General features: G+C 73.0%; 21 protein-coding genes and 1 pseudogene. 6 read left to right on the top strand and 16 right to left on the bottom strand.

The window, feature by feature from the left end; genetic code table 11:
- Together ACRWND_RS27025 and eccB are read right to left on the bottom strand one after the other, a co-directional pair.
- On the bottom strand, positions 1 to 295 hold a 295-nt coding region (locus ACRWND_RS27025), incomplete at its 3' end, for a WXG100 family type VII secretion target (RefSeq protein ID WP_431953857.1).
- A 228-nt stretch (positions 296 to 523) separates the two neighbouring features.
- Positions 524 to 2,056 (bottom strand): type VII secretion protein EccB, encoded by a 1,533-nt coding sequence (gene eccB / locus ACRWND_RS27020; RefSeq protein ID WP_431953855.1) that lies wholly within the window; start codon positions 2,054 to 2,056, stop codon positions 524 to 526.
- A 266-nt stretch (positions 2,057 to 2,322) separates the two neighbouring features.
- On the opposite strand from eccB, the gene eccE reads away from it, so the two are divergent.
- The 3 genes from eccE (at position 2,323) to ACRWND_RS27005 (ending at position 7,311) form a co-directional block, all read left to right on the top strand.
- Complete coding sequence (eccE, locus tag ACRWND_RS27015) at positions 2,323 to 3,663, top strand: type VII secretion protein EccE (protein ID WP_431953853.1); 1,341 nt, start codon at positions 2,323 to 2,325, stop codon at positions 3,661 to 3,663.
- Entirely contained in the window at positions 3,663 to 4,505 is an 843-nt protein-coding gene (locus tag ACRWND_RS27010) for a hypothetical protein (protein WP_431953851.1), read from the top strand. The genes eccE and ACRWND_RS27010 overlap by 1 nt, the downstream gene beginning before the upstream one ends.
- A gap of 331 nt (positions 4,506 to 4,836) precedes the next feature.
- Positions 4,837 to 7,311 carry an SCO5717 family growth-regulating ATPase gene (locus ACRWND_RS27005; RefSeq protein ID WP_431953849.1) on the top strand — a complete coding sequence of 825 codons (2,475 nt, stop codon included), beginning with the start codon at positions 4,837 to 4,839 and terminating at the stop codon, positions 7,309 to 7,311.
- Between the two features lie 71 nt (positions 7,312 to 7,382).
- Here ACRWND_RS27005 and ACRWND_RS27000 read toward each other — a convergent pair whose 3' ends face one another.
- From ACRWND_RS27000 to rimP, 8 genes are all read right to left on the bottom strand, one after another.
- Positions 7,383 to 8,339: a bifunctional riboflavin kinase/FAD synthetase gene (locus ACRWND_RS27000; protein WP_431953847.1), complete on the bottom strand. Its 957-nt coding sequence runs from the start codon at positions 8,337 to 8,339 to the stop codon at positions 7,383 to 7,385.
- An 809-nt stretch (positions 8,340 to 9,148) separates the two neighbouring features.
- Positions 9,149 to 10,030 (bottom strand): tRNA pseudouridine(55) synthase TruB, encoded by an 882-nt coding sequence (gene truB / locus ACRWND_RS26995; RefSeq protein ID WP_431953845.1) that lies wholly within the window; start codon positions 10,028 to 10,030, stop codon positions 9,149 to 9,151.
- Positions 10,027 to 10,494 carry a 30S ribosome-binding factor RbfA gene (gene rbfA, locus ACRWND_RS26990; RefSeq protein ID WP_431953843.1) on the bottom strand — a complete coding sequence of 156 codons (468 nt, stop codon included), beginning with the start codon at positions 10,492 to 10,494 and terminating at the stop codon, positions 10,027 to 10,029. Before rbfA ends, truB begins: the two co-directional genes overlap by 4 nt.
- Before the next feature lie 42 nt (positions 10,495 to 10,536).
- A complete protein-coding gene (locus ACRWND_RS26985) occupies positions 10,537 to 10,830 on the bottom strand; it encodes a DUF503 domain-containing protein (protein ID WP_431953859.1) in 294 nt (97 codons plus the stop codon).
- Between the two features lie 144 nt (positions 10,831 to 10,974).
- Positions 10,975 to 14,058, bottom strand: coding sequence for a translation initiation factor IF-2 (infB, locus tag ACRWND_RS26980; RefSeq protein WP_431953841.1), 3,084 nt, complete (start codon positions 14,056 to 14,058; stop codon positions 10,975 to 10,977).
- A 154-nt stretch (positions 14,059 to 14,212) separates the two neighbouring features.
- The gene (locus tag ACRWND_RS26975; protein ID WP_431953839.1) at positions 14,213 to 14,494 is read right to left on the bottom strand and encodes a YlxR family protein; all 282 of its coding nucleotides are present in this window, start codon (positions 14,492 to 14,494) and stop codon (positions 14,213 to 14,215) included.
- Between the two features lie 78 nt (positions 14,495 to 14,572).
- Positions 14,573 to 15,559 (bottom strand): transcription termination factor NusA, encoded by a 987-nt coding sequence (gene nusA, locus ACRWND_RS26970; RefSeq protein ID WP_431953837.1) that lies wholly within the window; start codon positions 15,557 to 15,559, stop codon positions 14,573 to 14,575.
- Positions 15,560 to 15,561: 2 nt separating this feature from the next.
- Positions 15,562 to 16,086 (bottom strand): ribosome maturation factor RimP, encoded by a 525-nt coding sequence (gene rimP / locus ACRWND_RS26965; protein WP_431953835.1) that lies wholly within the window; start codon positions 16,084 to 16,086, stop codon positions 15,562 to 15,564.
- A gap of 168 nt (positions 16,087 to 16,254) precedes the next feature.
- Here rimP and ACRWND_RS26960 point away from each other — a divergent pair, with 168 nt between their 5' ends.
- The 3 genes from ACRWND_RS26960 to ACRWND_RS26950 are packed head-to-tail and all read left to right on the top strand — an operon-like array spanning position 16,255 to position 18,175.
- Complete coding sequence (locus ACRWND_RS26960; RefSeq protein ID WP_431953833.1) at positions 16,255 to 16,770, top strand: hypothetical protein; 516 nt, start codon at positions 16,255 to 16,257, stop codon at positions 16,768 to 16,770.
- Positions 16,770 to 17,243 carry a ferritin-like domain-containing protein gene (locus tag ACRWND_RS26955; protein ID WP_431953831.1) on the top strand — a complete coding sequence of 158 codons (474 nt, stop codon included), beginning with the start codon at positions 16,770 to 16,772 and terminating at the stop codon, positions 17,241 to 17,243. Before ACRWND_RS26960 ends, ACRWND_RS26955 begins: the two co-directional genes overlap by 1 nt.
- Positions 17,240 to 18,175 carry an aminoglycoside phosphotransferase family protein gene (locus tag ACRWND_RS26950; protein WP_431953829.1) on the top strand — a complete coding sequence of 312 codons (936 nt, stop codon included), beginning with the start codon at positions 17,240 to 17,242 and terminating at the stop codon, positions 18,173 to 18,175. The genes ACRWND_RS26955 and ACRWND_RS26950 overlap by 4 nt, the downstream gene beginning before the upstream one ends.
- A 335-nt stretch (positions 18,176 to 18,510) precedes the next feature.
- Here the strand turns inward: ACRWND_RS26950 and ACRWND_RS26945 are convergent.
- The 6 genes and pseudogenes from ACRWND_RS26945 to ACRWND_RS26920 all read right to left on the bottom strand — a co-directional run.
- Positions 18,511 to 18,795, bottom strand: a pseudogene (locus ACRWND_RS26945) (helix-turn-helix domain-containing protein); the annotation flags it as partial.
- A 75-nt stretch (positions 18,796 to 18,870) separates the two neighbouring features.
- Complete coding sequence (locus ACRWND_RS26940) at positions 18,871 to 19,083, bottom strand: hypothetical protein (RefSeq protein ID WP_431953827.1); 213 nt, start codon at positions 19,081 to 19,083, stop codon at positions 18,871 to 18,873.
- A 261-nt stretch (positions 19,084 to 19,344) separates the two neighbouring features.
- Positions 19,345 to 19,539, bottom strand: coding sequence for a transposase (locus tag ACRWND_RS26935; RefSeq protein WP_431953825.1), 195 nt, complete (start codon positions 19,537 to 19,539; stop codon positions 19,345 to 19,347).
- 151 nt (positions 19,540 to 19,690) lie between these two features.
- On the bottom strand, positions 19,691 to 21,379 hold the full coding sequence (locus ACRWND_RS26930) for a proline--tRNA ligase (protein WP_431953823.1): 1,689 nt from the start codon (positions 21,377 to 21,379) through the stop codon (positions 19,691 to 19,693).
- Between the two features lie 70 nt (positions 21,380 to 21,449).
- The gene (locus ACRWND_RS26925) at positions 21,450 to 21,983 is read right to left on the bottom strand and encodes a GNAT family N-acetyltransferase (RefSeq protein ID WP_431953821.1); all 534 of its coding nucleotides are present in this window, start codon (positions 21,981 to 21,983) and stop codon (positions 21,450 to 21,452) included.
- A gap of 14 nt (positions 21,984 to 21,997) precedes the next feature.
- Positions 21,998 to 22,843, bottom strand: coding sequence for a GNAT family N-acetyltransferase (locus ACRWND_RS26920; RefSeq protein ID WP_431953819.1), 846 nt, complete (start codon positions 22,841 to 22,843; stop codon positions 21,998 to 22,000).
- Between the last annotated feature and the right edge of the window lie 185 nt (positions 22,844 to 23,028).

Raw genomic sequence — 23,028 nt, 5'->3', positions numbered from 1 at the left:
TGCTCTGGATGGCGGAGCGCTGCTCCTCCTCGGAGGCGGAGTAGTTCCTGGTGCTCGCGTCGATGGCTTCCTTGATGTCACCCAGGATCTGGTTGATCTTGTTGGCATCCTGGTTGACCTGCGTCTGCAGGTTGTTGTACGCCGTGGCGGCGGAGCCCTTCCACCCCGAGGTGATCGTGTCGATCACGGTCTGGAGCCGACGGATCTCGCCCTGGATCGAGGAGTTGACCGTGGAGATGCGGTTGCTGAAAGCAACCATCTCCGCCTCGGTCATGGTGAACTGCTGTCCAGCCATGTCTGGCGTCCCCCATGAGACGTAGAAGATCGGATTCGACGAACACGCGAAGATGCCGTCGGACTTCAACTCTAGCCAATAGCAGCGACAAGGCGAACAGTTAGCCGGATCCGTATCAGAATCCTGACCGTCGTCACCAAACCCTCACGGACGCACGGGAGTTGCAGCTTAGGCCATCGCTTTGTTTTGCGCTCAATCAATATCGGGAGCGGGTCGGGACATGCCAGTTCAGGACCCCTGCGCCTGCTTTGCCCCGTCGACGTCGAGCGTCGGTCCGCTCGAGAGGAGGTCGGACCAGATCCGCGGCACCGGCACCGGGGAGTTCTTCGCGTAGCCCAGCTTGGTCTGCACGACGCCGACCGCGTCGTCCTGCTTGGCCGCGCCTCCGCTGTCGCTGTCACCGGTCGTCGGCACCGAGTAGCGCAGTCCCGTGTCGGTGACCAGGAAGATGGAGCCGATGCGCTTGTCGGTGCCGTCGTACGCCTTGTAGAAGAGGCCGCTACCGGGCGAGACGTAGGTGTTCGTACCGCTCTGCGCCACATCCCGGGGGAACTTCTTCCCGGCCCACATGGTCATCGCCGGCCGCTTGGTCAGCTTGTCGTCGACGCCGCTGTACACGCTGCACGCGACCCTTCGGCCGTCGTTGTCGTCCTGCGTGTTCGCCTGCGTGACCTCCTTCTCCGGCCAGCCGAGCTCGTCTTTGAAGGTCTCGCCCGCGCGTGCCGAGGTCACCTCGCTCACGTTGACGGAGACCGCCTCCGGCGATCCGCTGTACAGCGACTTCGCCTGAGGACTGTTCAGCAGCAGCTTCGCCATGAAGTCGGTGACGCGGACGACACGGTCCGGCTGTACCACGTACTGGTCGTCGTTGGCCTTCAGCACCAGGCCCACCTTCGCGTGCTCGCGACCGAGTCCCGAAGCGGTGGACGGCCCGCCGATACCGTCGACCTTCGGGAAGTCGATGGCCGCGCCCGGCGCGTTGTTGAGAGTCGCCAGGAAGTCGGCGTCCACCCTCTGCGGCTGGGCGGAGGCGCCGAAGATGACCTGGCGGAGAGTGTTGACCAGCTCCGGACTCTGCTTCCCGTCGGGACCGCCGAGCCGGAAGGTGAAGCCGCGGTCCGTCACCAGGTACTCGGCGCGGCCGGGCACCTGGATGTACATGGCCTCGTCGTCCCGGAGCCGGTTGCGCCCCCCGACGAGAGCCGCCTCCCTGGGCTTGTCCTGGTTGATGACAAGAACCGCCCGCCGTGCGGTACGGTCCGTGCCGCCGCCCGGGGTCTCGCACAGCGCCCAGATCTTGGGCTTTCCCGCGTCGGCCTGGGAGGGCAGCCGGTCGGGGGCGTAGGGGATGCCGATGGTGCTGCCGAGCGTCATGCCGCTGTTGTCGAGCGCCGACTCCTTGACCTTGATGACCTCGAACTTCTCCGGGTCGAGCAGCAGTCGGGCGGAGGCGAGGTTGAGCACGGGATGCAGCTGGGGCTCGCCGTTGGTCTTCAGCACGACGTAGCGGGTGGTGGATTCGTCCCCCACGATGACCTTCTGAGCGGGGGTGTCCCAGCCCTTGGGCGCGGTGGGCTTCAATATGCCCCAGAATCCGAAGCCGACCACGACGAGCAGGCCCACGACGAGGCTCGGAGCGACGGTCTTCAGCGGTCGAGGGGCGGCTTCCTCCGAACCGTGCGGGGAGGGCTGGAGGAAGGCGGCCACCGTGCGCCTGCGCGCGAAGGAGTAGGCGTTCAGCTCATCCCTACGTGTCGCCATTTCCGCGTCAACTCCCCGTTTTTGCTGCGTGGTTGTGGCGTCCCCGGCCCGGTCGGCCCGCCGAAGTGACGGCTGCGGCGAAGGGGACCCCTACTATGCCGTGTGACGATCGCACCGTACGGTACGGGGTAGCGCGATCGGCCCGCCAGCGGTAACCGCGGCGTCCTCTCCGGCCGGCCGGCCGGTGGACGCGAACGCGCGCCGGACGGCGCGGGACGCCGGCCATACGGCAAGGCACCGGCAGGAGCAGAAGGGTTGTACGGGGGATGACCACCGCGACCAGGTCCCGGCGCAGTCCGGGCGACGAGCCACCGCAGCAGTACGCCGGACCGCCCGCGGACGGCAGAGGCGGGGCGATCCCCGCGGCGAGGCCCGGGGCCGTGTCGCCGGCGATGACCCGCAGACCGGGGAGCATGGGCCCCGTGCGGGTGCAGCAACTCGTGCTGGTCGAACTGGCACTCGCACTGCTGCTGGGCGGCTGGCTGATCCATCCGGTGGCCGGTCCCGTCGTGGCCACGGCCGTCGCGCTGCCGCTGCTGCTGTTCGGCCTGCTGAGGCGGCGCGGCCGCCCGATGGCGGAGTGGATGGCCGCCGCCCGTGCGCTGAAGGCCCGTCAGCGGCGCAACGCCGTCGTCGTCCCGCAGGGCACCGACCCCGGTTTCGTCCCGGCCGTGGAGTGCGATCCGGCACTGCGCACCTACGGCTACACCGACGAGCGCGGGCAGCGCGAGATCGGCATGGTCGGCGACGGCACCTTCCTGACCGCCGTCATCCAGGTGCAGGCGGTCGACGAGCCACTGCGCCCGGCTCGCGGACTTCGCTCGCTGCCCCTGGACCTGCTGCACGGCCTGCTGACCGTCGACGACATCCGGCTGGCGTCGGTGCAGGTCGTCCAGCACACCCAGCCCGCCCCGGCCCCGCACCTGCCCCAGCAGGCGGTGGCCGCGCGCTCCTACGCGCCGCTGCAGGCGCAGAGCCGGACGCCGGGACTGCGCCTGACCTGGGTCGCGATCAAGCTCGATCCCGAGCTGTGCCCGGAGGCGGTGCAGGCGCGGGGCGGCGGCATGGCCGGGGCGCGGCGCGCCCTGCTGCGGGCCGCCGACCACCTGGTGAGCCGGTTGGCGGGCACCGGTCTCGAGGCCCGGGTGCTGACCGAGCCCGAGATCGTCGCCGCCGTGGCGACGTCGAGTTGCGTGAACCCCCTCGCCACGACGGGCGGCTCGGCCCTCGACGGCAGCCGGCAGGCGCGCCGCACCTCGGAGAGCCCCCGCACATGGCGCTGCGACGACCGCTGGCACACCACGTACTGGATCAGCCGCTGGCCGCAGTTGGGCTCCGGCGGCACCGCACTGCCCGATCTGGTCGGCCTGCTGACCTCCTCGCCCGCACTGGCCAGCACCTTCTCGCTGGTCCTCGCGCCGGGGGGAAGCCGTGCCGCGCTGCTGTCCGGGTACGTACGGCTGACCGGCCGCAGTGAGAACGAACTTGTCGAGGCGCGGCGCCAGTTGGAGCTTCTCGCGACCTCGTCCCGGCTGGGCCTGGTGCGGCTGGACCGCGAACAGGTGCCCGGCACCCTCGCCACGCTGCCCCTGGGAGGTACCCGCTGATGCCGGCTCCGACCGTTCCCGCCTTCGGCGGTCAGCGCCCGGGTGCGGGCTCCGGCTTCCCCGGCGCCGGCCCGCACGCGTCGCATCTGCCGCAGGGCTCCGACCCGCGCGGCTCCTCGCTCGCCGGTGCCGGACGGCGCACGCTGCGGGCCGCGTTCGGGCTGCTCGGGCCGCGTCGCGACCGGCACACCGTGGCGCCCGGGCAGTTGTCCGGGCTGTCCCTGCCGATCGGTGACGACGGGGTGGTCATCGGGATCGACGCCGCGAACCAGCCCGCGGTGCTGGCGCTGAGCCGTCCGGTCCGGCTCGACGTGGTGCTGGTCGGCAGCATGTGGCTGGCGCAGGTGCTGTCGCTGCGGGCCGCGGCGACCGGCGCCCGGGTCGCGGTGGAGACCGCCCGCCCGCAGTCGTGGGCGCCGATGGCGCAGGCGGCGGGCGGCGGCCAGCAGTGCGTGACCGTGCACGAGGTGGGCCGGATCGCCCCTCAGGGCCCCTCGGTGCACAGCCCCGTCGTCATCGTCCGGGACTGCGGGGCCCGTCCGCCGCGCAGCCGGGTGGCGGCGCAGTCCTGGCAGTCCGTCGTGACCCTGCTGCCGTACCTCGGGCCGACGGCGCCCCGGTTGCTCGCCGGCGCGGACGTGGTCGGGCTGCAGCGGGTCTCGCCCGAGGAGGCCGAGGTCATCGGCCGGGTCATGGGGCTGGCGGAGGCCGATGTGGCGGCGCTGCCGACGCTCGGCGACAACGTGACGATGTGGTGCACGCGCAGGCACCGGCAGTTCGTGATGACGCAGCCCACCGACGCGGAGACCGGCCTTCTCGGCCCGGCCCGGCGCGTGGACTGATCCGCGACCGGCCCACGGAGGGACGCGCTCCGCGGCGCTCTCGTGCCGCGGCGGTTACCGCGTGGCGGCACGGGGCAAGGGCCAGGAGGCACGGGGGTTCGGGAATCCGCGTCGGTCGCCCGACTCGCGGACGCCGGACTCCCGTTGGAGGACAAAGGGGGCATCACGACGGCGTGCCCGTCCTGATGCCGACGACGCTTGCCCTATCCGCGGGCCGGGTGACTAGGCTCTTCCGGTGAACCGCGGCGGCTGTGCCGCGGGAACTTCGAGCCGGGGGAAACGCGTCCGCTCCGATGGGCGGGGCGTGCACATCAGTTGACCAGGAGGCACAGTGAGCAGCGATCAGGACGACATCCGCACGGGCGGAGCCGCCCCGGACGGAGAGCAGTCCGACGCGGACCTCACGGGCGAGTTCCAGATCGACTACGCGCCGCCGTCCTGGTACACGCAGCAGGCGGGCGGAGGCACGCCCACGCCTCCTCCCCCGGCTCCCGGCACCGAGGTGAGTCCGCCGCCGCCCGTCGGTCCCCCGGCGAATCCGCCGGAGGCGCCCGTGCCGACGGCCGCTGCCGGTGCGGCGCCGCAGGAGCCGCAACTCTCCCAGCCGCAGCCGGAACAACCGCCCGCCCCCACACCCTCGCAGCCGCAGCCGCAGCCCGCTCCGGTGTCCCGCGACGCCGCTCGCGATGCGGCCGCCGCCGAATCCGGAAGCACCCCGCCCGACGGACCGCGCTCTTCGGAAGCGCCGGCACAGGAGCCCGCACCCGTCGCCGCCGAGGTGACGCCCCAGGCCCCGGGGGCGCCCGGGACGCCCGAGGCCACGGCCCCGACGGCACCCGAGCAGCAGCCTGAGCCGCAGGCCCAGCAGCAGCCACCCGCCGTCCCGCAGCCTCCCGCGCCGGCACCGGCACCGCAGTCCCACGTGCCGCCGCTGCCGCCGGAGTACCAGCCGGCCACCCCGCCGGAGACGCCGCAGCAGGGGTACGGCCACCCGCAGCCGCCGCAGCAGGGGTACGGCTACCCGCACCCGCACCAGGGCGGGCCGTGGGGCGGGCCCGCACCGCAGCAGCCCTACGGCTACGGCTACCCCCATCCGGCGCCGCCGCCGCACGGCTACGGCTACCCGCAGCCGCCGCACCAGGGCGCGGCCTGGAACGACGCCCACGCGCAGCAGCCGCCCCAGGCGCAGCCCCAACCTCCCTACCCGCAGCAGGGGTACGGCTACCCGCAGCCCGAGCCGGGCCCTGACGCACCGCAGCAGCCCCAGCCGCCCCTGCCGCCGTACGCGCAGCAGCCCCAGTCGGGGCCCCAGCCGCCCCTGCCGCCGTACGCGCAGCAGCCCCCGGCACCCGCGCCGGCCCCCGGTCCGTTCCCGCAGCAGCCCCCGGCACCCGCGCCGGCCCCCGGTCCGTTCCCGCAGCAGGGGCAGCAGCCGATGCCGCCCTACGCCGACGGCGCCACCCCTCCGCCGCCGCACTACGGCCACCCGCAGCCCGGGCCCGGCCCCTCCGTCCAGCCCCAGCCGCCGGTCCCTCCCCAGCAGCAGCAGCAACCGCCCACCCCGCCCGTGGACCCACGCACCGCGGCCGGCTGGGGCGGCCCCGGTCCGGGTCAGGAGCAGCAGCAGCAGCGTGTGACGCACGGCGCCCCGCTCGGTTACAACGCGGCCGTGGAGCTGTCGTCGGACCGTCTGCTGCGCCAGCAGCCGAAGGCCCGCAAGAACAACAACCAGCCCTCGCGCTTCAAGATCGGCGCCAAGAAGGAGGAGCAGGAGCGCCAGCGCAGGCTGGACCTCATCCGCACCCCGGTGCTGTCCTGCTACCGGATCGCGGTGATCAGCCTCAAGGGCGGCGTAGGCAAGACGACGACCACCACCGCCCTGGGCGCCACGCTCGCGTCCGAGCGCCAGGACAAGATCCTCGCCATCGACGCCAACCCGGACGCCGGCACCCTCGGCCGCCGTGTGCGCCGGGAGACCGGCGCGACGATCCGCGACCTGGTCCAGGCGCTGCCGCAGCTCAACAGCTACATGGACATCCGCCGCTTCACCTCGCAGGCGCCCTCCGGTCTGGAGATCATCGCCAACGACGTGGACCCGGCGGTCTCCACCACCTTCAACGACCAGGACTACCGCCGCGCGGTGGCCCTGCTGGGCCAGCAGTACCCGATCATCCTCACGGACTCGGGCACCGGACTGCTCTACAGCGCCATGCGCGGCGTGCTCGACCTTGCCGACCAGCTGATCATCGTCTCCACCCCGTCGGTGGACGGTGCCAGCAGCGCCAGCACGACCCTCGACTGGCTCGGCGCGCACGGCTACGCCGACCTCGTGCAGCGCAGCCTCACCGTGATCTCGGGGGTCCGCGAGACCGGAAAGATGATCAAGGTCGACGACATCGTCGCGCACTTCGAGACCCGCTGCCGCGGCGTCGTCGTGGTGCCCTTCGACGAACACCTCGCCGCGGGCGCCGAGGTCGACCTGGACATGATGCGGCCGAAGACCCGGGAGGCGTACTTCCACCTGGCCTCGCTGGTGGCCGAGGACTTCGTCCGCGCCCAGCAGGCCCAGGGCGTCTACCCGCCCCAGCAGGCGCAGCAGCCGTACCCGCCGCAGCAGCCCGCGCCCCCGCAGCAGGGGTACGGCCACCCGCAGCAGCCGCACGCGCAGCCGGCGCCGCCACCGCCCGCACAGGGCGGTATGCCCCAGGGCTGGACCCAGCAGCAGCCGCCCCCGTCGCCGCAGGAGGCACAGCCAGGGCAGCAGCCCCCGGGGCCGGTCCCGCCCGGCTGGACCCGGCAGCAGTGAGGAAAAGGGCCTGTCCCGCCATCGAGGCGGGACAGGCCCTTTCGTCGGTCAGCGGCGCTCCGGCCGCGGGCTCACTCGGTGGCGCCGTGGGCGTCGACCAGTTCCCGGGCACGCTTGACGTCGTCCGCCATCCGCTCGAGAAGGGCGTCGATCGTGTCGAACTTCTCCATGCCGCGCAGGTAGGCGAGGAAGTCGACGGCCACGTGCAGCCCGTACAGGTCCAGCCCGACGCGGTCGATGGCGTACGCCTCGACGGTGCGGGAGGTCCCGTCGAAGGTGGGGTTGGTGCCCACGGAGATCGCGGCGGGCATGGCATCGCCCCCCGCGTGCAGCCAGCCGGCGTAGACCCCGTCGGCGGGGATCGCGGTGTGCGGCAGGGTCTCGACGTTCGCCGTCGGGTAGCCGAGGTCGCGGCCGCGCTGCGCACCGCGGACGACCACGCCCTCGACGCGGTGCGGACGGCCGAGGATCTCGGCGGCGCCCTCCACGTCGCCCCCGGCGATCAGGCGGCGGGTCATCGTGGACGAGAACGGCTGGCCGCCGCCCGCCTCGCCCGTCAGATAGAGGTCGACGACGTCCACCTCGTAGTCGTACTTCAGCCCCATCGCGGCCAGGAACTCGACGTCACCGGCGGCCTTGTGCCCGAAGCGGAAGTTCGGCCCCTCGACGACGACCCGCGCCTGGAGGGCGTCGACCAGCACGGTGCGGATGAAGTCGCCCGGGGAGAGCTGGGAGAACTCCGTCGTGAACGGGAGGATCAGCAGGGCGTCCACACCCAGCTCCGCCATGAGCTCGGCACGGCGGTGGTGGGCCGCCAGCAGCGGTGGATGGCTGCCCGGGCGGACGACCTCGCTGGGGTGCGGGTCGAAGGTGACCACGACGGAGGCGACGCCCAGCTCGCGGGCCCGCTCGACGGCCCTGCCGATGATCAACTGGTGCCCGCGGTGGACGCCGTCGTACGAGCCGATGGTGACGACGCTGCGTCCCCAGTCCCCGGGGACGTCCTCCAAGCCTCGCCAGCGCTGCACAGTGACCGCTCCTCGACCGCCGATGGTTCTTCGATGTGCAGGTCCAAGCCTGCCATGCCGGGCCCCCCACCGGCGCGGCACCCCCGGGGAGGGGGCCTTCCATGCCTCTTGGGCGGCGCCCAGGGGCGCCAGAGGCGGTTGCACGGCACGCCGTGACAACGGGCCGGCACGCCGGAGGCCGACGCGGGTGCGCACGTCACGGCCGCGCGCCCACGCTCCTCCCCCGCCACGGTCTCCCGCCATCGCACGCCTCCCCCGCCGCAGTGCCCCGTTCGACCGTAGGCGGTCCGATGATCGGCAGGACGGGTCCCCGTGGAAAGCGCCCCCCAGCGCTCCCTCTCTTCACTCCGAGCGCCTGCCCGTTGGAGTGAATCGATCTCGCGATGTGGATAGGGAGCGGAGGGGGGATCGTGCGGCGCGGGCCGCCAGGGGGGAGGGCCCGCGCCGCTACGGTGGGGTCGCGGCCCGGTGCGGGACCGTGCTCTGCCCGCCCGCCTTCCCTGTGCCCGACGCGGTCAGTGGCCGCCTCGCAGGTTCGTCGGGTGCCGGGGGCGGGGCCCGCGGGGCTGGTCGCGGACGAGACGGAGGGGGTGGGGGGAGGTGGGAGGTGGGGGCACCCCCGGCCGAAGGCCGGGGAAGGGTGGTGGGCGTTCTGGACGCTGACGTGTATGTGTTGCGCAGCTGACGGCACGAGGGACACCGCCCGCCACGCACATCGATATGCGGTCCGGAACGCCCACCCTCAGGCCCCGCCCCGGCCCATCACCCACACACCGTGCGCGCAGCGCACCACGCGCACCCGGCCGGACTCAGCGCAGGTTGGCCAGAATCCGGGCCTGCCCCTCCCGCGCTTCGACCAGCGCCAAGAACTCCTGCTCCGGCCCGAACACCGCCGTGGGCACCGCCCCCAGGGACGGCGGCGCGTCCAGCCGCACCCCGTTGCCGAGCAGCTTCGCCTGCCGGGCGTCCACGTCCCACCGGGGGAACGCCGCCGCCGCGGCCTCCCCGATCGGCAGCACCTCGAACGCCTCCGCGAGCTGCTCCAGCGTGCGGGCGAGACCGGCCCCGTAGGGCCCGACGCGGGTGCGCCGCAGCGCGGTGAGGTGGCCGCCGACGCCGAGCCCGGCGCCCAGGTCACGGGCGAGGGCCCGGATGTACGTGCCGGAGGAGCACTCGACCGTGACGTCGACGTCGACGACATCGCCGTCCTCGAGCCCCACGTGCCGGACGTCCCGCACGACGAACGACGACACCGTCACCGGCCGTGCCGCCAGCTCGAAGTCCTCGCCGCCGCGCACCCGGGCGTACGAGCGCACGCCGTTCACCTTGATCGCGCTGACCTTGGACGGCACCTGCAGGATGTCGCCGGTCAGCGGCACGATGCCGGCCTCGACGGCCTCACGGGTGACGCCGTCCGCTGGGACCACGGCCGTGACCTCGCCCTCCGCGTCGTCCGTGACCGTGCTGCGGCCGAGCCGGATGGTCGCCTCGTACTCCTTGCGGGTCAGCGCGAGGTGCCCGAGCAGCCGGGTGGCCTTCTCGACCCCGATGACGAGGACGCCGGTGGCCATGGGGTCGAGCGTGCCCGCGTGCCCCACGCGCCGCGTCCCGGCCAGCCTGCGCAGCCGGGACACGACGTCGTGCGAGGTCATCCCGCCCGGCTTGTCGACGATGACAAGCCCGTCCTTCATCGGGAGCCGTCCTCCGCCTCGTCGTCGCCCTCGTCGTCCTCGTCCTCCGCCGGCTTGCGGTAGGGGTCGGCGTCGCCGGCGTAGGAGGCGTCCGTGGCGGTCCTGCGGACCTCCGCGTCGGCCAGGCGGGCCTTGGCGAGCAGGTCCTCGATCGTGCGTGCGTTCTCCGGGATCGCGTCGGCGACGAACGTCAGGGTCGGCGTGAAGCGCACGCCGGTCTGCCGTCCGACCTCCGAGCGGAGGACGCCCTTGGCGCTCTCCAGTGCCGCCGCCGAGGCGGCCCGCTCCTCGTCGTCCCCGAAGACCGTGTAGAAGACGGTCGCCTCCCGCAGGTCACCGGTGACCCGGGTGTCCGTGATCGTCACATAGCCCAGTCGCGGGTCCTTGATCCGCCTCTGGAGGGTCTCCGCGACCACGACCCGGATGCGGTCCGCCAGCTTGCGCGCCCGCGCGGTGTCGGTCATGCGTGCTCTTCTCTCTTCTCTTCACGCTTCGGTACGTGAGTGTCAGTCGTCGTCCCCGTGCACCCGATGCCGCGAGGACAGCAGGTCCACCTCGGGGCGGGCGGCCATCCAGCGCTCGCAGCGTCCGAGGACGTCCTTGATGTGCCCGAGGTCCCCGGACACGACCGCGACGCCGATCTCGGCCCTGCGGTAGAGGTCGTGGTGGTCGACCTCGGCGACGCTCACCGCGAACTTGCGGTGGAGTTCGGCCACGATCGGCCGGATGACGGACCGCTTCTCCTTCAGCGAGCGGACGTCGCCGAGAAGCAGGTCGAAGGACAGCGTCCCTACATACATGGGCATCAGGTCAAGCCGACCTGTGGGGCCTCGTAGTGAACGGTGCGGACACCGCGAACAGCAATCACCACAGTAAAGGCAACGGCCGGGGCCGATCGACGGAATTTACCCTCCGCCAACCGGCCCCGGTCATGTGTGCCTCGATCAGGCGCGAGGCTTCTCGCGCATCTCGTAGGTCGCGATGACGTCGTCGATCTTGATGTCGTTGTAGTTGCCGAGGTTGATACCGCCCTCGAAACCTTCGCGAATCTCGGTGACGTCGTCCTTGAAGCGCCGCAGGCCCTCGATGGTGAGGTTCTCGGCGACGACCTTGCCGTCGCGCAGCAGGCGCGCCTTGGTGTTGCGCTTGACCTCGCCGGAGCGGATGAGCACACCGGCGATGTTGCCGAGCTTGGAGGAGCGGAAGACCTCGCGGATCTCGGCGGTGCCGAGCTCCACCTCCTCGTACTCGGGCTTGAGCATGCCCTTGAGCGCCGCCTCGATCTCGTCGATGACCTGGTAGATCACCGAGTAGTAGCGGACGTCGACGCCCTCGCGCTCGGCCAGCGACGTGGCGCGGCCCTCGGCCCGCACGTTGAAGCCGATGATGATGGCGTCGGAGCCCGCCGCCAGGGTGACGTCGGTCTCGGTGACCGCACCGACACCCCGGTGGAGGATGCGCAGGTCCACGTCCTCGCCGACGTCGAGCTGGAGCAGCGAGGACTCCAGGGCCTCGACCGAACCGGACGCGTCGCCCTTGATGATGAGGTTGAGCTGCTGGACCTCGCCGGCCTTGAGCACCTTGTCCAGGTCCTCCAGGCTGACCCGGCGGCGGGACTTGGCGAAGGCCGCGTTGCGCTCCCGGGCGGCGCGCTTCTCGGCGATCTGGCGGGCCGTACGGTCCTCGTCGACGACCAGGAAGTTGTCGCCGGCACCCGGCACGTTCGTCAGACCGAGCACCAGGACCGGGGTCGAGGGGCCGGCCTCGTCGACGGTGTTGCCGTTGTCGTCGAGCATCGCGCGGACACGGCCGTACGCGTCGCCGACGACCATGGTGTCGCCGACCCGCAGGGTGCCGCGCTGGACCAGGACGGTCGCCACGGCGCCGCGGCCGCGGTCGAGGTGGGCCTCGATCGCGATGCCCTGCGCGTCCTGCTCGGGGTTGGCCCGCAGGTCGAGGGCGGCGTCGGCGGTGAGGACCACGGCCTCCAGCAGGCTGTCGATGTTCAGGCCCTGCTTGGCGGAGATGTCGACGAACATGGTGTCGCCGCCGTACTCCTCGGCCACCAGGCCGTACTCGGTCAGCTGACCGCGCACCTTCGTCGGGTCCGCGCCCTCGACGTCGATCTTGTTGACCGCGACCACGATCGGCACGTCGGCCGCCTTGGCGTGGTTCAGCGCCTCGACCGTCTGGGGCATGACGCCGTCGTTCGCCGCCACCACGAGGATCGCGATGTCGGTGGACTTGGCACCGCGGGCACGCATGGCGGTGAACGCCTCGTGACCGGGGGTGTCGATGAAGGTGATCGCCCGGTGCTCGCCGTTGACCTCGGTGGCCACCTGGTAGGCGCCGATGTGCTGGGTGATGCCGCCGGCCTCGCCCGCGACCACGTTGGTCTTGCGGATCGCGTCGAGCAGGCGGGTCTTGCCGTGGTCGACGTGACCCATGACGGTGACGACCGGCGGACGCGCGACGAGCGCCTCCTCGCCGCCCTCGTTCTCGCCGAACTCGATGTCGAAGGACTCGAGCAGCTCGCGGTCCTCCTCCTCCGGGCTGACGATCTGGAGGGTGTAGTTCATCTCGTCGGCGAGCAGCTGCAGCGTGTCGTCGGAGACGGACTGGGTCGCCGTGACCATCTCGCCGAGGTTGAGCATCACCTGGACGAGCGACGCCGGGTTGGCGCCGATCTTCTCTGCGAAGTCGGTCAGCGAGGCGCCACGGGAGAGGCGCACGGTGTCGCCGTTGCCGCGGGGCAGCAGCACGCCGCCCACGGACGGGGCCTGCATGGCCTCGTACTCCTGGCGCTTCGCCCGCTTCGACTTGCGGCCACGGGCCGGACGGCCACCGGGGCCCCGGCCGAAGGCGCCCTGCGTGCCGCCGCGGCCACCCGGACCACCGGGACGGCCGCCGAAGCCGCCACCGCCACCGGGACGACCGGCGAAGCCGCCGCCGCCACCGCCGGGGGCACCACCCGGACGCGGGCCGCCGAAGCCGCCGCCGCCACCGGGACGACCGCCGCCACCGCCACCGGGACGGCCGGCGAAGCCGCCGCCACCGGGACGACCGGCACCGCCGCCGGGACGCGCGCCGGGGCCGCCACCGGGGCGACCGGGACCGCCCGGACGACCCGGGGCACCGCCGGCAGCGGGACGCTGCGGCATCATGCCGGGGTTGGGACGGGGGCCGCCGCCCTGCGGACGGGGCATGCCGCCCGGGGTCGGACGCGGACCGCCGGAAGCGGCGCCGCCACCGGGGCGCGGAGCGCCACCCGGACGGGGACCGGCGGCACCGGGAGCGCCACCGGGGCGCGGGCCGGGCTGGCCGGGGGCACCGCCGTGACCGCCACCGGGACGGGGCGCCTGCGGGCGCGGCATGCCGGTGGAGCCGGAGGTGAAGGGGTTGTTGCCCGGACGGGGACCGGCCGGACGCGGGGCCTGGCCCCCGGGACGCGGAGCACCGGGACCGCCCTGGCCACGGCCGCCGTCGCGCTGGCCGGGACCGGAGGGACGGGCGCCCGGACGCGGGCCGCCGGCACCGGGACGACCGCCGGCGGGGCGCTCGGCCTGGGCCGGACGCTCCTGCGGCGGGGTCGGCGGCGCCGGCGGGGCGGAGAACTCCGCCTGCGGCACCGGGGTGACCGGCGCGGGCTTGGCCGGGGCCGGCTTGGGACCCGGGGTGGGGCGCGGGCCGGGGGTCGGCGCGGGGCCGCCGGCGGGCCTGGGGGTGGGGGCGGGTCCCGCGGCCGGCTTCGGGGCCTGGGCAGCGGGACGGGCCGGCGCGCCCGGAGTGGGCATGGCCGGCTTCGCGGGCGCGGCCTTGCGCGGCGCCGCGGGCTTGGCTGCGGAGGGCTTGGCGGCGGAACCGCCGCCGGAACCCTGCAGTGCGTCAGTCAACTTGCGAACAACCGGCGCCTCGATCGTCGAGGACGCCGAACGGACGAATTCGCCAAGTTCTTGGAGCTTGGCCATGACGACCTTGCTCTCAACTCCGAACTCCTTGGCGAGTTCGTATACCCGGACCTTAGCCACTTCGCTCCTTCATGAGGTCCGGGGTGGTCGTCCGCCGGACCGTCGCTACTTCATGGGCGTACTCATCGCGTGCTCATCGAGTGCTCATCGCAATCTCGACCTACTTCCAACTCGCGGGGTACTGACCGCGCGGTCGCCCGAGCGGTCTTCCTGCCTACTCACGGTGTGCCTGGTCGACGTACCCGCGGAGGTCCGCGGTGTCCAGCGGTCCCCGGGCCCGGAAGGCCCGCGGGAACGCTCGGCGGCGGACCGCCAGGTCGAGACAGACGGTGTCGGGGTGCACATAGGCACCCCGACCGGGCAGCGTACCGCGAAGATCAGGGACACAGACCTCCCCGACCACCGCCACACGCAGCAGAACGCGCTTGGCCGCTCGCTCCCTGCACCCGATGCAGGTGCGCTCCGGGCGTGCTGGGTCGTGCGTCCGGCCAGACATCCTTAGTCTACCTCCCCGCGCCGACCTCACCCCTCCGGGTTATTCGACGCACGGTTGTTCCTCGGTCACCGGCGGGTTCTACTGGTCGGCCTGCTCGGTGTCCGGCCGGATGTCGATCCGCCACCCCGTGAGCCGTGCGGCCAGGCGGGCGTTCTGCCCTTCCTTGCCGATCGCAAGGGAGAGCTGGTAGTCCGGCACGGTCACCCGCGCGGAGCGGGCGGCCATGTCGACGATCTCCACCTTGCTCACCCGAGCGGGTGACAGGGCGTTGGCGACCATCTCGGCCGGGTCGTCCGACCAGTCGACGATGTCGATCTTCTCGCCGTTCAGCTCGGCCATCACGGCGCGCACGCGGGCGCCCATGGGGCCGATGCAGGCGCCCTTGGCGTTCAGCCCGGAGCGGCCGGAACGCACCGCGATCTTCGTGCGGTGGCCCGCCTCGCGGGCGATCGCGGCGACCTCCACCGAACCGTCGGCGATCTCCGGGACCTCCAGCGCGAAGAGCTTCTTCACGAGGTTGGGGTGGGTGCGCGAGAGCGTCACGGACGGACCGCGCACGCCCTTGGCGACCCGGACGACGTACGAGCGCAGCCGCGTGCCGTGCTTGTAGTCCTCCCCGGGCACCTGCTCCTGCACGGGCAGGATCGCCTCGAGCTTGCCGATGTCGACCAGGACGTTCTTGGGGTCCTTGCCCTGCTGGACCACACCGGTGACGATGTCGCCCTCGCGGCCGGCGTACTCACCGAAGGTGATCTCCTCCTCCGCGTCCCGCAGCCGCTGCAGGATGACCTGCTTGGCCGTGGTCGCGGCGATCCGCCCGAAGCCGCTCGGCGTGTCGTCGAACTCCCGGGGCTCGACGCCCTCGGGGGTCTCCGACGGGTCCTCCTTGGCCCATACCGTGACGTGGCCGTTCGTGCGGTCCAGCTCCACGCGCGCGTTGCGGCGGCTGCCCGGCTCGCGGTGGTACGCGATGAGGAGCGCCGACTCGATCGCCTCGACCAGCAGGTCGAAGGAGATCTCCTTCTCCCGGACCAGACCCCGCAGGGCACTCATGTCGATGTCCACGGCTACGCCTCCTCAGTGCTCTCGTCGCCGTCAGTATCGGCAGCAGCCGGGTCCTTGCGACTGAATTCGATCTCCACCCGTGCCTTGGCGATCTCGCCGAAGGCGACACGGGCGGGTTTGGGCTTGCGTCCCTTGACACCCGGGACCTCCAGGTCGAGACCCTCGTCGTCGACCGCGACGATCCGTGCGACCAGTTGCTCGCCACCGGACGTCGTCAGCTTGACCAGCCTGCCCTCGTTGCGCCGGAAGTGGCGCGGCTCGGTGAGCGGGCGGTCCACCCCCGGCGAGGAGACCTCCAGCAGGTACGGCGACCCGCCCATGGCGTCGGTGTCGTCGAGGAGCTGCGAGATCTCCCGGCTCAGCTCGGCGAGCGTGTCCAGCGGGGCGCCCTCTTCGGAGTCCACGATCACCTGGAGCTGCCGCCGGCTGCCGGCGGCGGTCACCTTGACCTCTTCCAGTTCGAGCCCCGTCTTGACGACGAGCGGCTCCAGCAGCCCGCGCAGCCTCTCGCTCTGGGTGGTGCTCATCCGGGTGACTCCTCGGCCGCGTGTGCTGTTGTGATGGAAGGTCGTGTGTCGGGCCAAAGCCTATCGGTTCGTGCCCCGGATCGACGATTCGGCGCCGCGGAGGCGCCGTCGCGGCCTCGGGGCGCCGCGCCGGTACCCTCACGTGAGGTCATCACGGGAAGGGGCACTGTGCCGCTCAGCAACATTCCCCGCCGGCGCGCGGTCCGCGCCGCCCTCGCCCTGCCGGCGGCGGCCGGGCTGCTCGCCGGATGCTCCGACGCAGCACGGCCCGAGGGGACTTCCGCCAAGGGCTCGCCGTCGGTCGACCGGGCCGTGGCCCTGCGCCGCCGGGCCGCCCGGGACAGCGCGGCGCTGCTCGCGCGGTACGACGCCACCACCGCGGCCCACCCGGACCTGGCCCGGCGCCTGCGTCCGCTGCGGGCCGAAGTGGCGCGCCACGCCGAGGCGTTCGACCCGTCCGGGCCCGACGCGTCCCCCTCCGCCTCGCCGTCGCCGACGCCGTCGGCCACGCCGTCCGTCCCGGCGCGGGCCGCTGACGCGTTGTCCGCGCTCGCCGTCGCCGAGCGTGCGCTCGCCGACGCGCGGGCCGCCGCGCTCGTGGACGCGCCGGCCGAACTCGCCCGTCTCCTCGCCTCGGTGGCCGCCTGCGGCGCCGGGCACGTCCTGCTGCTGGGGGAGCACTGATGGCACGGCACACGCTGCTGGGGGCCGTGCAGGCCGCGCTCGCGGCCGAGCACGCCGCGGTGTACGGCTACGGCATCGTCGGCGCCCGCGTCGCCGGCGAACTGGCCGAGCGGGCCCAGCAGGCGTACGACGCGCACCGCGCCCGCCGTGACGCCCTGCGCCGCACCGTCGGCGACCTCGGCGGCGAACCCGTCGCGGCCGAGCCCGCGTACGCCCTGCCGTTCGAGGTCCCGGACGGAACGACGGCCGTGCGCCTCGCCGCGGAACTGGAGGACCGGGTCGCCGGGGTCTACGCCGACCTCGTGCGCGCCGCCGCCGCAGACCTGCGCCGGGACGCCGCGGACGCCCTTCGCGAGGCGGCGGTCCGCGCGGTGCGCTGGCGCGGAGGGAGCGTAGCCTTCCCGGGGCTGGCCGAACGCTCGCGGCCGGCCACCGAGACGGTCGAGCACCAGGAGGGACGTACCCCCACATGACCCCGGCACCACAGCCCCGGCACCTGGAACCGCCCGAGCGGCTCGTCCGCACGGTCACCGCTCGGGAGGGCGAGGCGGGCCGGGCCTGGCTCGACGTCCTCCCCGAGCGTGTCGCGGACCTCCTGGCGCGCTGGGAGCTGCGGCCCGAGCGGGTGCTCTCCCCCGGCGGCCGGATCAGCATGGTCGTCCTGGTGCGGCAGGCCGACGACACCCCGGCGACCCTCAAGATCGGCCTCGTCACGGACGAGACCCGGCACGAGCACGCCGCGCTCGCCCACTGGGACGGCCGCGGCGCGGTCCGCCTGCTGCGGGCCGACCCCGACGCCGGGGCGCTCCTCCTGGAGCGCCTGCACAGCGACGTGTCGCTGCGCTCGCTGCCCGAGCAGAAGGCGACGCTCGAGGCGAGCGCCACCCTGCAGCGGCTCTGGGTCCCCCCGGGCGAGGGGCACCCGTTCACGACGGTCACCCGGCACACGGCGCGCCTCGCGGCGCTGCTGCGCGAACGGCGCGAGCAGTGTTACGTGCCCGAGGAGGCCCACCTGCTGATCGACGAGGCCCTCGCGGTCCGCGACGACCTGTGCGCGAGCGCCTCGGGCGGGGACGTCCTCCTGCACGGCGACTACCACCACGGCAACGTGCTCGCCGCGGACCGGGTGCCCTGGCTGGCCATCGACCCCAAGCCGGTCGTGGGCGAGCCCGCGTACGACCTGGCGTGGCTCGTGCGCGACCGCCTGGAGACGCTGGTCGCCTCGCCCGGTTCGCAGTCCGCCGCTCGGCGCAGGGTCGCCAAGCTCTCCGACTCCCTGGAGGTCGACCGGGACCGCCTCCGCGCCTGGTCCCTGTTCCGGGCCGTGGAGGCGGGCGTGTGGGCGCTGTCCGTGGGGGGCCGTCAGGAGGGTGAGCTGCTGCTGGAGTTCGCGTCCTGGGTGTAGTCGTGTGCGGGTCGCGTGTGGTCGTGGTCGCGGTTTCTCCCACGCCCGCCCGGCGCGGTCAGTGGCCGCCTCGCAGGTTCGTCGGGGGCCGGGGGCGAGACCTCCGGGGCTGGACATCCTGGACTGGCATATGTGCGTGCGGGCAGCACGAATCGTGCCCCGGATACCGCACACACATATGCCGCACCGTCCAGAACATCGGCCCTCCCCCAGCCTTCGGCCGGGGGCGCCCCCAACTCCCCACCCCTCCGTCTCCTCAGGCGCCTGACGGCCGGTGGGGGGTGGATGGGGCGATGTCCGGCCATCCGGCACCGCTGCACCACCTCTCCGGCCGCCGCCTCCCTCCCGGCGGTCCACACCTGGTCCTCCACCCAGCCATGCGCCGCCGGTCCCTCCTCGGGACAGACGGCACCGCGCTCGGGCCACGAGAGAGCAGACCCCTACACCACCATCTCGCCACAACTGGTGCCACTATAGGCCGACTTCCCGCTCACACGCTGAAGCTGTGCCACCTCCAGTGGCTTGACGCCGCCCTGCTCGAACAGCTCGGCCGACCGCACCCGCACCGACTCTCGGCGCACCCGACCCGCAGCGGTCGGTCCGCCCCCCCATCCGCGCAGTCCATGCGACTCTCCCGACTACGGTCGCGTGGGAGCGCCCCGCGACGCGTGGCTGCGGGGCGCGCTTCGCGAGGGTCAGTCGATCTTCTGCCCGTCGTACTTTCCGCCCTTGCAGGTCCAGGTTGCCCAATCGACTGTTCCGCCGCCATCCTCGCACTCACCCACGGTGGGGGCGGCTTCGGTGGGGGCGGCGTGGGTGGCGGCGGTGGCGGTGGCGGCGCCTGTCAGGCTGAGTCCGGCGAGGGCTGCCGTGGCGATACCGGCGGCGAGGCTTCGTCGAATGCGCATGGGTTCCCCTTTCACGGGTTGCCTCTGTCGGAACACTATTCAGCTTGATCTTCACCCATGCGGGTGGCACTTCACGTTGGGCCATTCGAGTGACAGCGCTGTCGGGTGCGGGGGCGGTGACGCGACCCGTCGGACAGGCCCAGAAGAGTCGTGAAGATCCTGGTGAAGGGGCTGTTCGGCGGTGGGCCGGGGGCTCCTTGGCCTATGTGGTGGCCGTGGTGAGCGCCCAGGTGCGGTCGGTGTGGGTGAGTCCGAGGTCGATCAGTCGGCGGAGGTTGAGGGCGGCTGCTCTGGTGTGGTGTCAGGCGTTGTCGGCGATGGTGCCGCGGTAGCGGAGCGCTGCCAGGTGCCGTCGCGTTGCCAGCGGCGGAACAGGTCCTCCACCCGGCCCCACGGGCCGTACTGCTCGGGCAGATCCCGCTGGGGGAGGCCGGAATGGACCCGGACACCCCCCACCGGGCGTTGGTCCCTCGCGATACGGAGGGGGGTGGGGGATGCGGGGTCCCCCGGCCGAAGGCTGGGGGGCGGGAGGGCGGGGAGACAACCGCAACCCCCCACCACACAACGCGCCGCACACGAACGACGCCCGGGCAGCGCGGCGAAGCCGCTACGCGGAGAGGCGGGACACCGCCTCCCCCACCGGCAGTTCCTCCCGCTCACCGCTCCGGCGGTCCTTGACCTCGACGACCCCGTCCGCCGCCCCTCGCCCCACCACCAGGATCGTCGGCACCCCGATCAGCTCCGCGTCGGTGAACTTGACACCGGGCGAGACACCCGCGCGGTCGTCGACGATGACCCGGACTCCGGCGGCGTGCAGCTTCTCGGCGATCTCGAGGGCCAGCTCGGTCTGCAGGGCCTTGCCCGCCGCCACGACGTGGACGTCCGCCGGGGCGACCTCGCGCGGCCAGCACAGGCCCTGCCCGTCGGCGGTCTGCTCGGCGAGCGCGGCGACGGCGCGGGAGACCCCGATGCCGTAGCTGCCCATGGTGACCCGGACCGGCTTGCCGTTCTGGCCGAGGACGTCGAGCTCGAAGGCGTCGGCGTACTTGCGGCCCAGCTGGAAGATGTGTCCGATCTCGATGGCCCGGTCCAGCTTGAGGCCCGCGCCGCAGCGCGGGCAGGGGTCGCCGGGCTCGACGGTGACGACGTCGAGGTACTCGTCGACCTCGAAGTCGCGGCCGCAGACGACGTTGCGGGCGTGGGTGTCGGGCTTGTTGGCACCGGTGACCCAGGCCGTGCCGAGGGCGACGCGCGGGTCGGCGAGGTAGCGGACGCCGGGGAGGCCCTGCGGGCCGACGTATCCGCGGACGAGGTCGGGGCGGCCGGCGAAGTCCTCGGCCGTGACGAGCTCGACCTCGGCGGGCGCGAGGTGCTCGGCGAGTTTGCCGAGGTCGACCTCGCGGTCGCCGGGGACGCCGACGGCGACGATCTCGCCGTCGACCTTGACGAGCAGGTTCTTCAGGGTGGCCGAGGCCGGCACACCGAGGTGGGCCGCGAGGGTCTCGATGGTGGGGGTGCCAGGGGTGTCGACCTCCTCCAGCGGCGGGTGCGCCACGCCCTCGACCGGGGGCACCACGGTGGTGACGGCCTCGGTGTTGGCCGCGTAGTCGCAGGCCGGGCAGTCCACGAAGGTGTCCTCGCCGGCCGCGGCCGGGGCGAGGAACTCCTCGGAGGCCGAACCGCCCATCGCGCCGGAGACGGCGGAGACGATGCGGTAGTCGAAGCCGAGCCGCGTGAAGATCTTGATGTAGGCCTCGCGGTGCAGCCGGTACGCCTCGGCCAGGCCCTCGTCGGTGGTGTCGAAGGAGTAGGAGTCCTTCATCTGGAACTCGCGGCCGCGCAGCACGCCGGACCGGGGCCGGGCCTCGTCGCGGTACTTGGTCTGGATCTGGTAGAGGATCACCGGCAGGTCCTTGTAGGACGTGCACTGGTCCTTCACGACCTGGGTGAAGATCTCCTCGTGCGTGGGCCCGAGCACGTACTGCGCGCCCTTGCGGTCGCGGAGCTGGAAGAGCAGGTCGCCGTACTCGCCGGCGCGCCCGGTGGCCTCGTAGTTCTCCCTCGGCAGCAGCGCGGGCAGCAGGACCTCCTGCCCGCCGATGGCGTCCATCTCCTCGCGGACGACGCGGGCGACGCTCTCCAGCACCCGCTTGCCGAGCGGCAGCCAGGTCCACACTCCCGCCGAAGAGCGGCGGACATATCCGGCCCGGACCAGGAGCTTGTGGCTCGCGGTCTCGGCATCGGCCGGGTCGTCGCGCAGCGTCTTGAGCATCAGCCGGGACATGCGCAGGACCATGGGGCTCTCCAGGGGTTTCGTACCGTTCCGCCGAGGATAGCGAGCCGTGGCCCGGTGCCGGAAACGCCTTTTACCGGACGAGCGGGAGGTGGGCTCCCATGACGGCGTAAGGGCTGGCGGCGCTCGGGAAGTGCACGGGACGGGCCAGGTCGATGTAGCCGAGGGCGCGGTAGAGCCGCCGGGCCCGGCTCTCGGTGTCGATCGCGGACAGGATGCTGCGGGGCTCGTCGGCGCTGTCGGTGATGGTGGTGATGAGGGCGCGGCCGATGCCGCGGCCCTGGAAGTCGGGGTGGACGTGCAGTTCGGTGATGGTGAAGGAGTCGTCGAGCCACGCGTCGGTGCCGGCGCGCCGCAGGTAGGGCTCGACGACCGTGGACCACCAGTGGGTGCGGCTGTTGGGCATGCCGTACACGAAGCCGGTGAGCCGTCCGCCGGGGGTGAGCGCGCCGAGCGCGCGGACGCCGGGCAAGCACAGGTGCCGCAGCACGATCTGCCGCCGGATGGCGACCTCCTCGGCCCCCAGGCCGAAGGCGACCGCCTGGACGGCCAGTGCCTCGTCCACCCGCGCCGCCAGGTCGATCGGCTCGACCGCCACGTCCTCCATGGGCGGCGACACTACTAGAACAGGACGCTCATCAAGGCGCCGACCTCAGTGAAGCCGACGCGGCGGTAGGCCGCCCGGGCGGGCGCGTTGAAGTCGTTGACGTAGAGGCTGGCCACGGGGGCCACGTCGCGCAGCGCGTAGTGCAGGACGGCGGCCATTCCGGTCTCGGACAGGCGGCGGCCGCGGTGCTCGGGGGCGACCCAGACGCCCTGGATCTGGCAGGCGTGCCGGGTGACGGCGCCGATCTCCGCCTTGAAGACGACCTTGCCGTCCTCGATGCGGGCGAACGCCCGGCCGGAGCCGACGAGTTCGGCGACGCGGGCCTGGTAGATGAGACCGCCGTCGCCGGCCAGCGGGGAGACGCCGACCTCCTCGGTGAACATGGCGACGCAAGCCGGCATGATCACGTCCATCTCGTCGCGGCGGACCCGCCGCACATACGGGTCGGGCTCGACCTGCGAGGGCAGCGAGCGGGTGACCATCAGCGGCTGGTGGGCGCGGACCTCGCGGGCCGGTCCCCAGCTGGGTTCGAGCAGCGACCACAGCGCCGCGGTGGCGTCGGCGGGGCCGACGATGGAGGAGCAGCGGCGTCCCGCACGCAGCGCCCGCTCGGCGAAGGCGCGCACGGCCTCGGGACCGGCGCAGATCGGGACGAGGTTGGCGCCCGCGTAGCAGAGGGCCTCGAGGCGGCCCCCGGAGTACCAGCCCCACATCTCGCCGCCCAGGCGCCAGGGGTCGAGCCCGGCGACGGCGACCCTGGAGGCGACGAAGGCGTTGGCGACCGGGTCGCGGTCGAGCACCGCGAGGGCGGCGTCGAGTTCGCCGGGTTCCATGACCTTGGTCGTCGTGGTCGTCAACACGTGGGGCACCTCACCGTACGGGCCGCGGCGGCCGGGGGAAGTCCCCGAACCTTACCTCGCGAACGCGTGATCCGCCGCTGCCTGCCCGTATCCCGGACCGCGGGGGTCCGGGACACGGGAAGGGCCGATGGGTCAGCTGACGGAGACGGAGGGCTCGCCGGAGGCGACGCCGTCGGCCTCCATCT

It is taken from the genome of Actinacidiphila sp. bgisy167 (genome assembly GCF_965342175.1).
Lineage (GTDB): Bacteria > Actinomycetota > Actinomycetes > Streptomycetales > Streptomycetaceae > Actinacidiphila.
The sequence above is the reverse complement of the archived record's forward strand: the minus strand, read 5'-3'. Positions and strand labels throughout refer to the sequence as shown.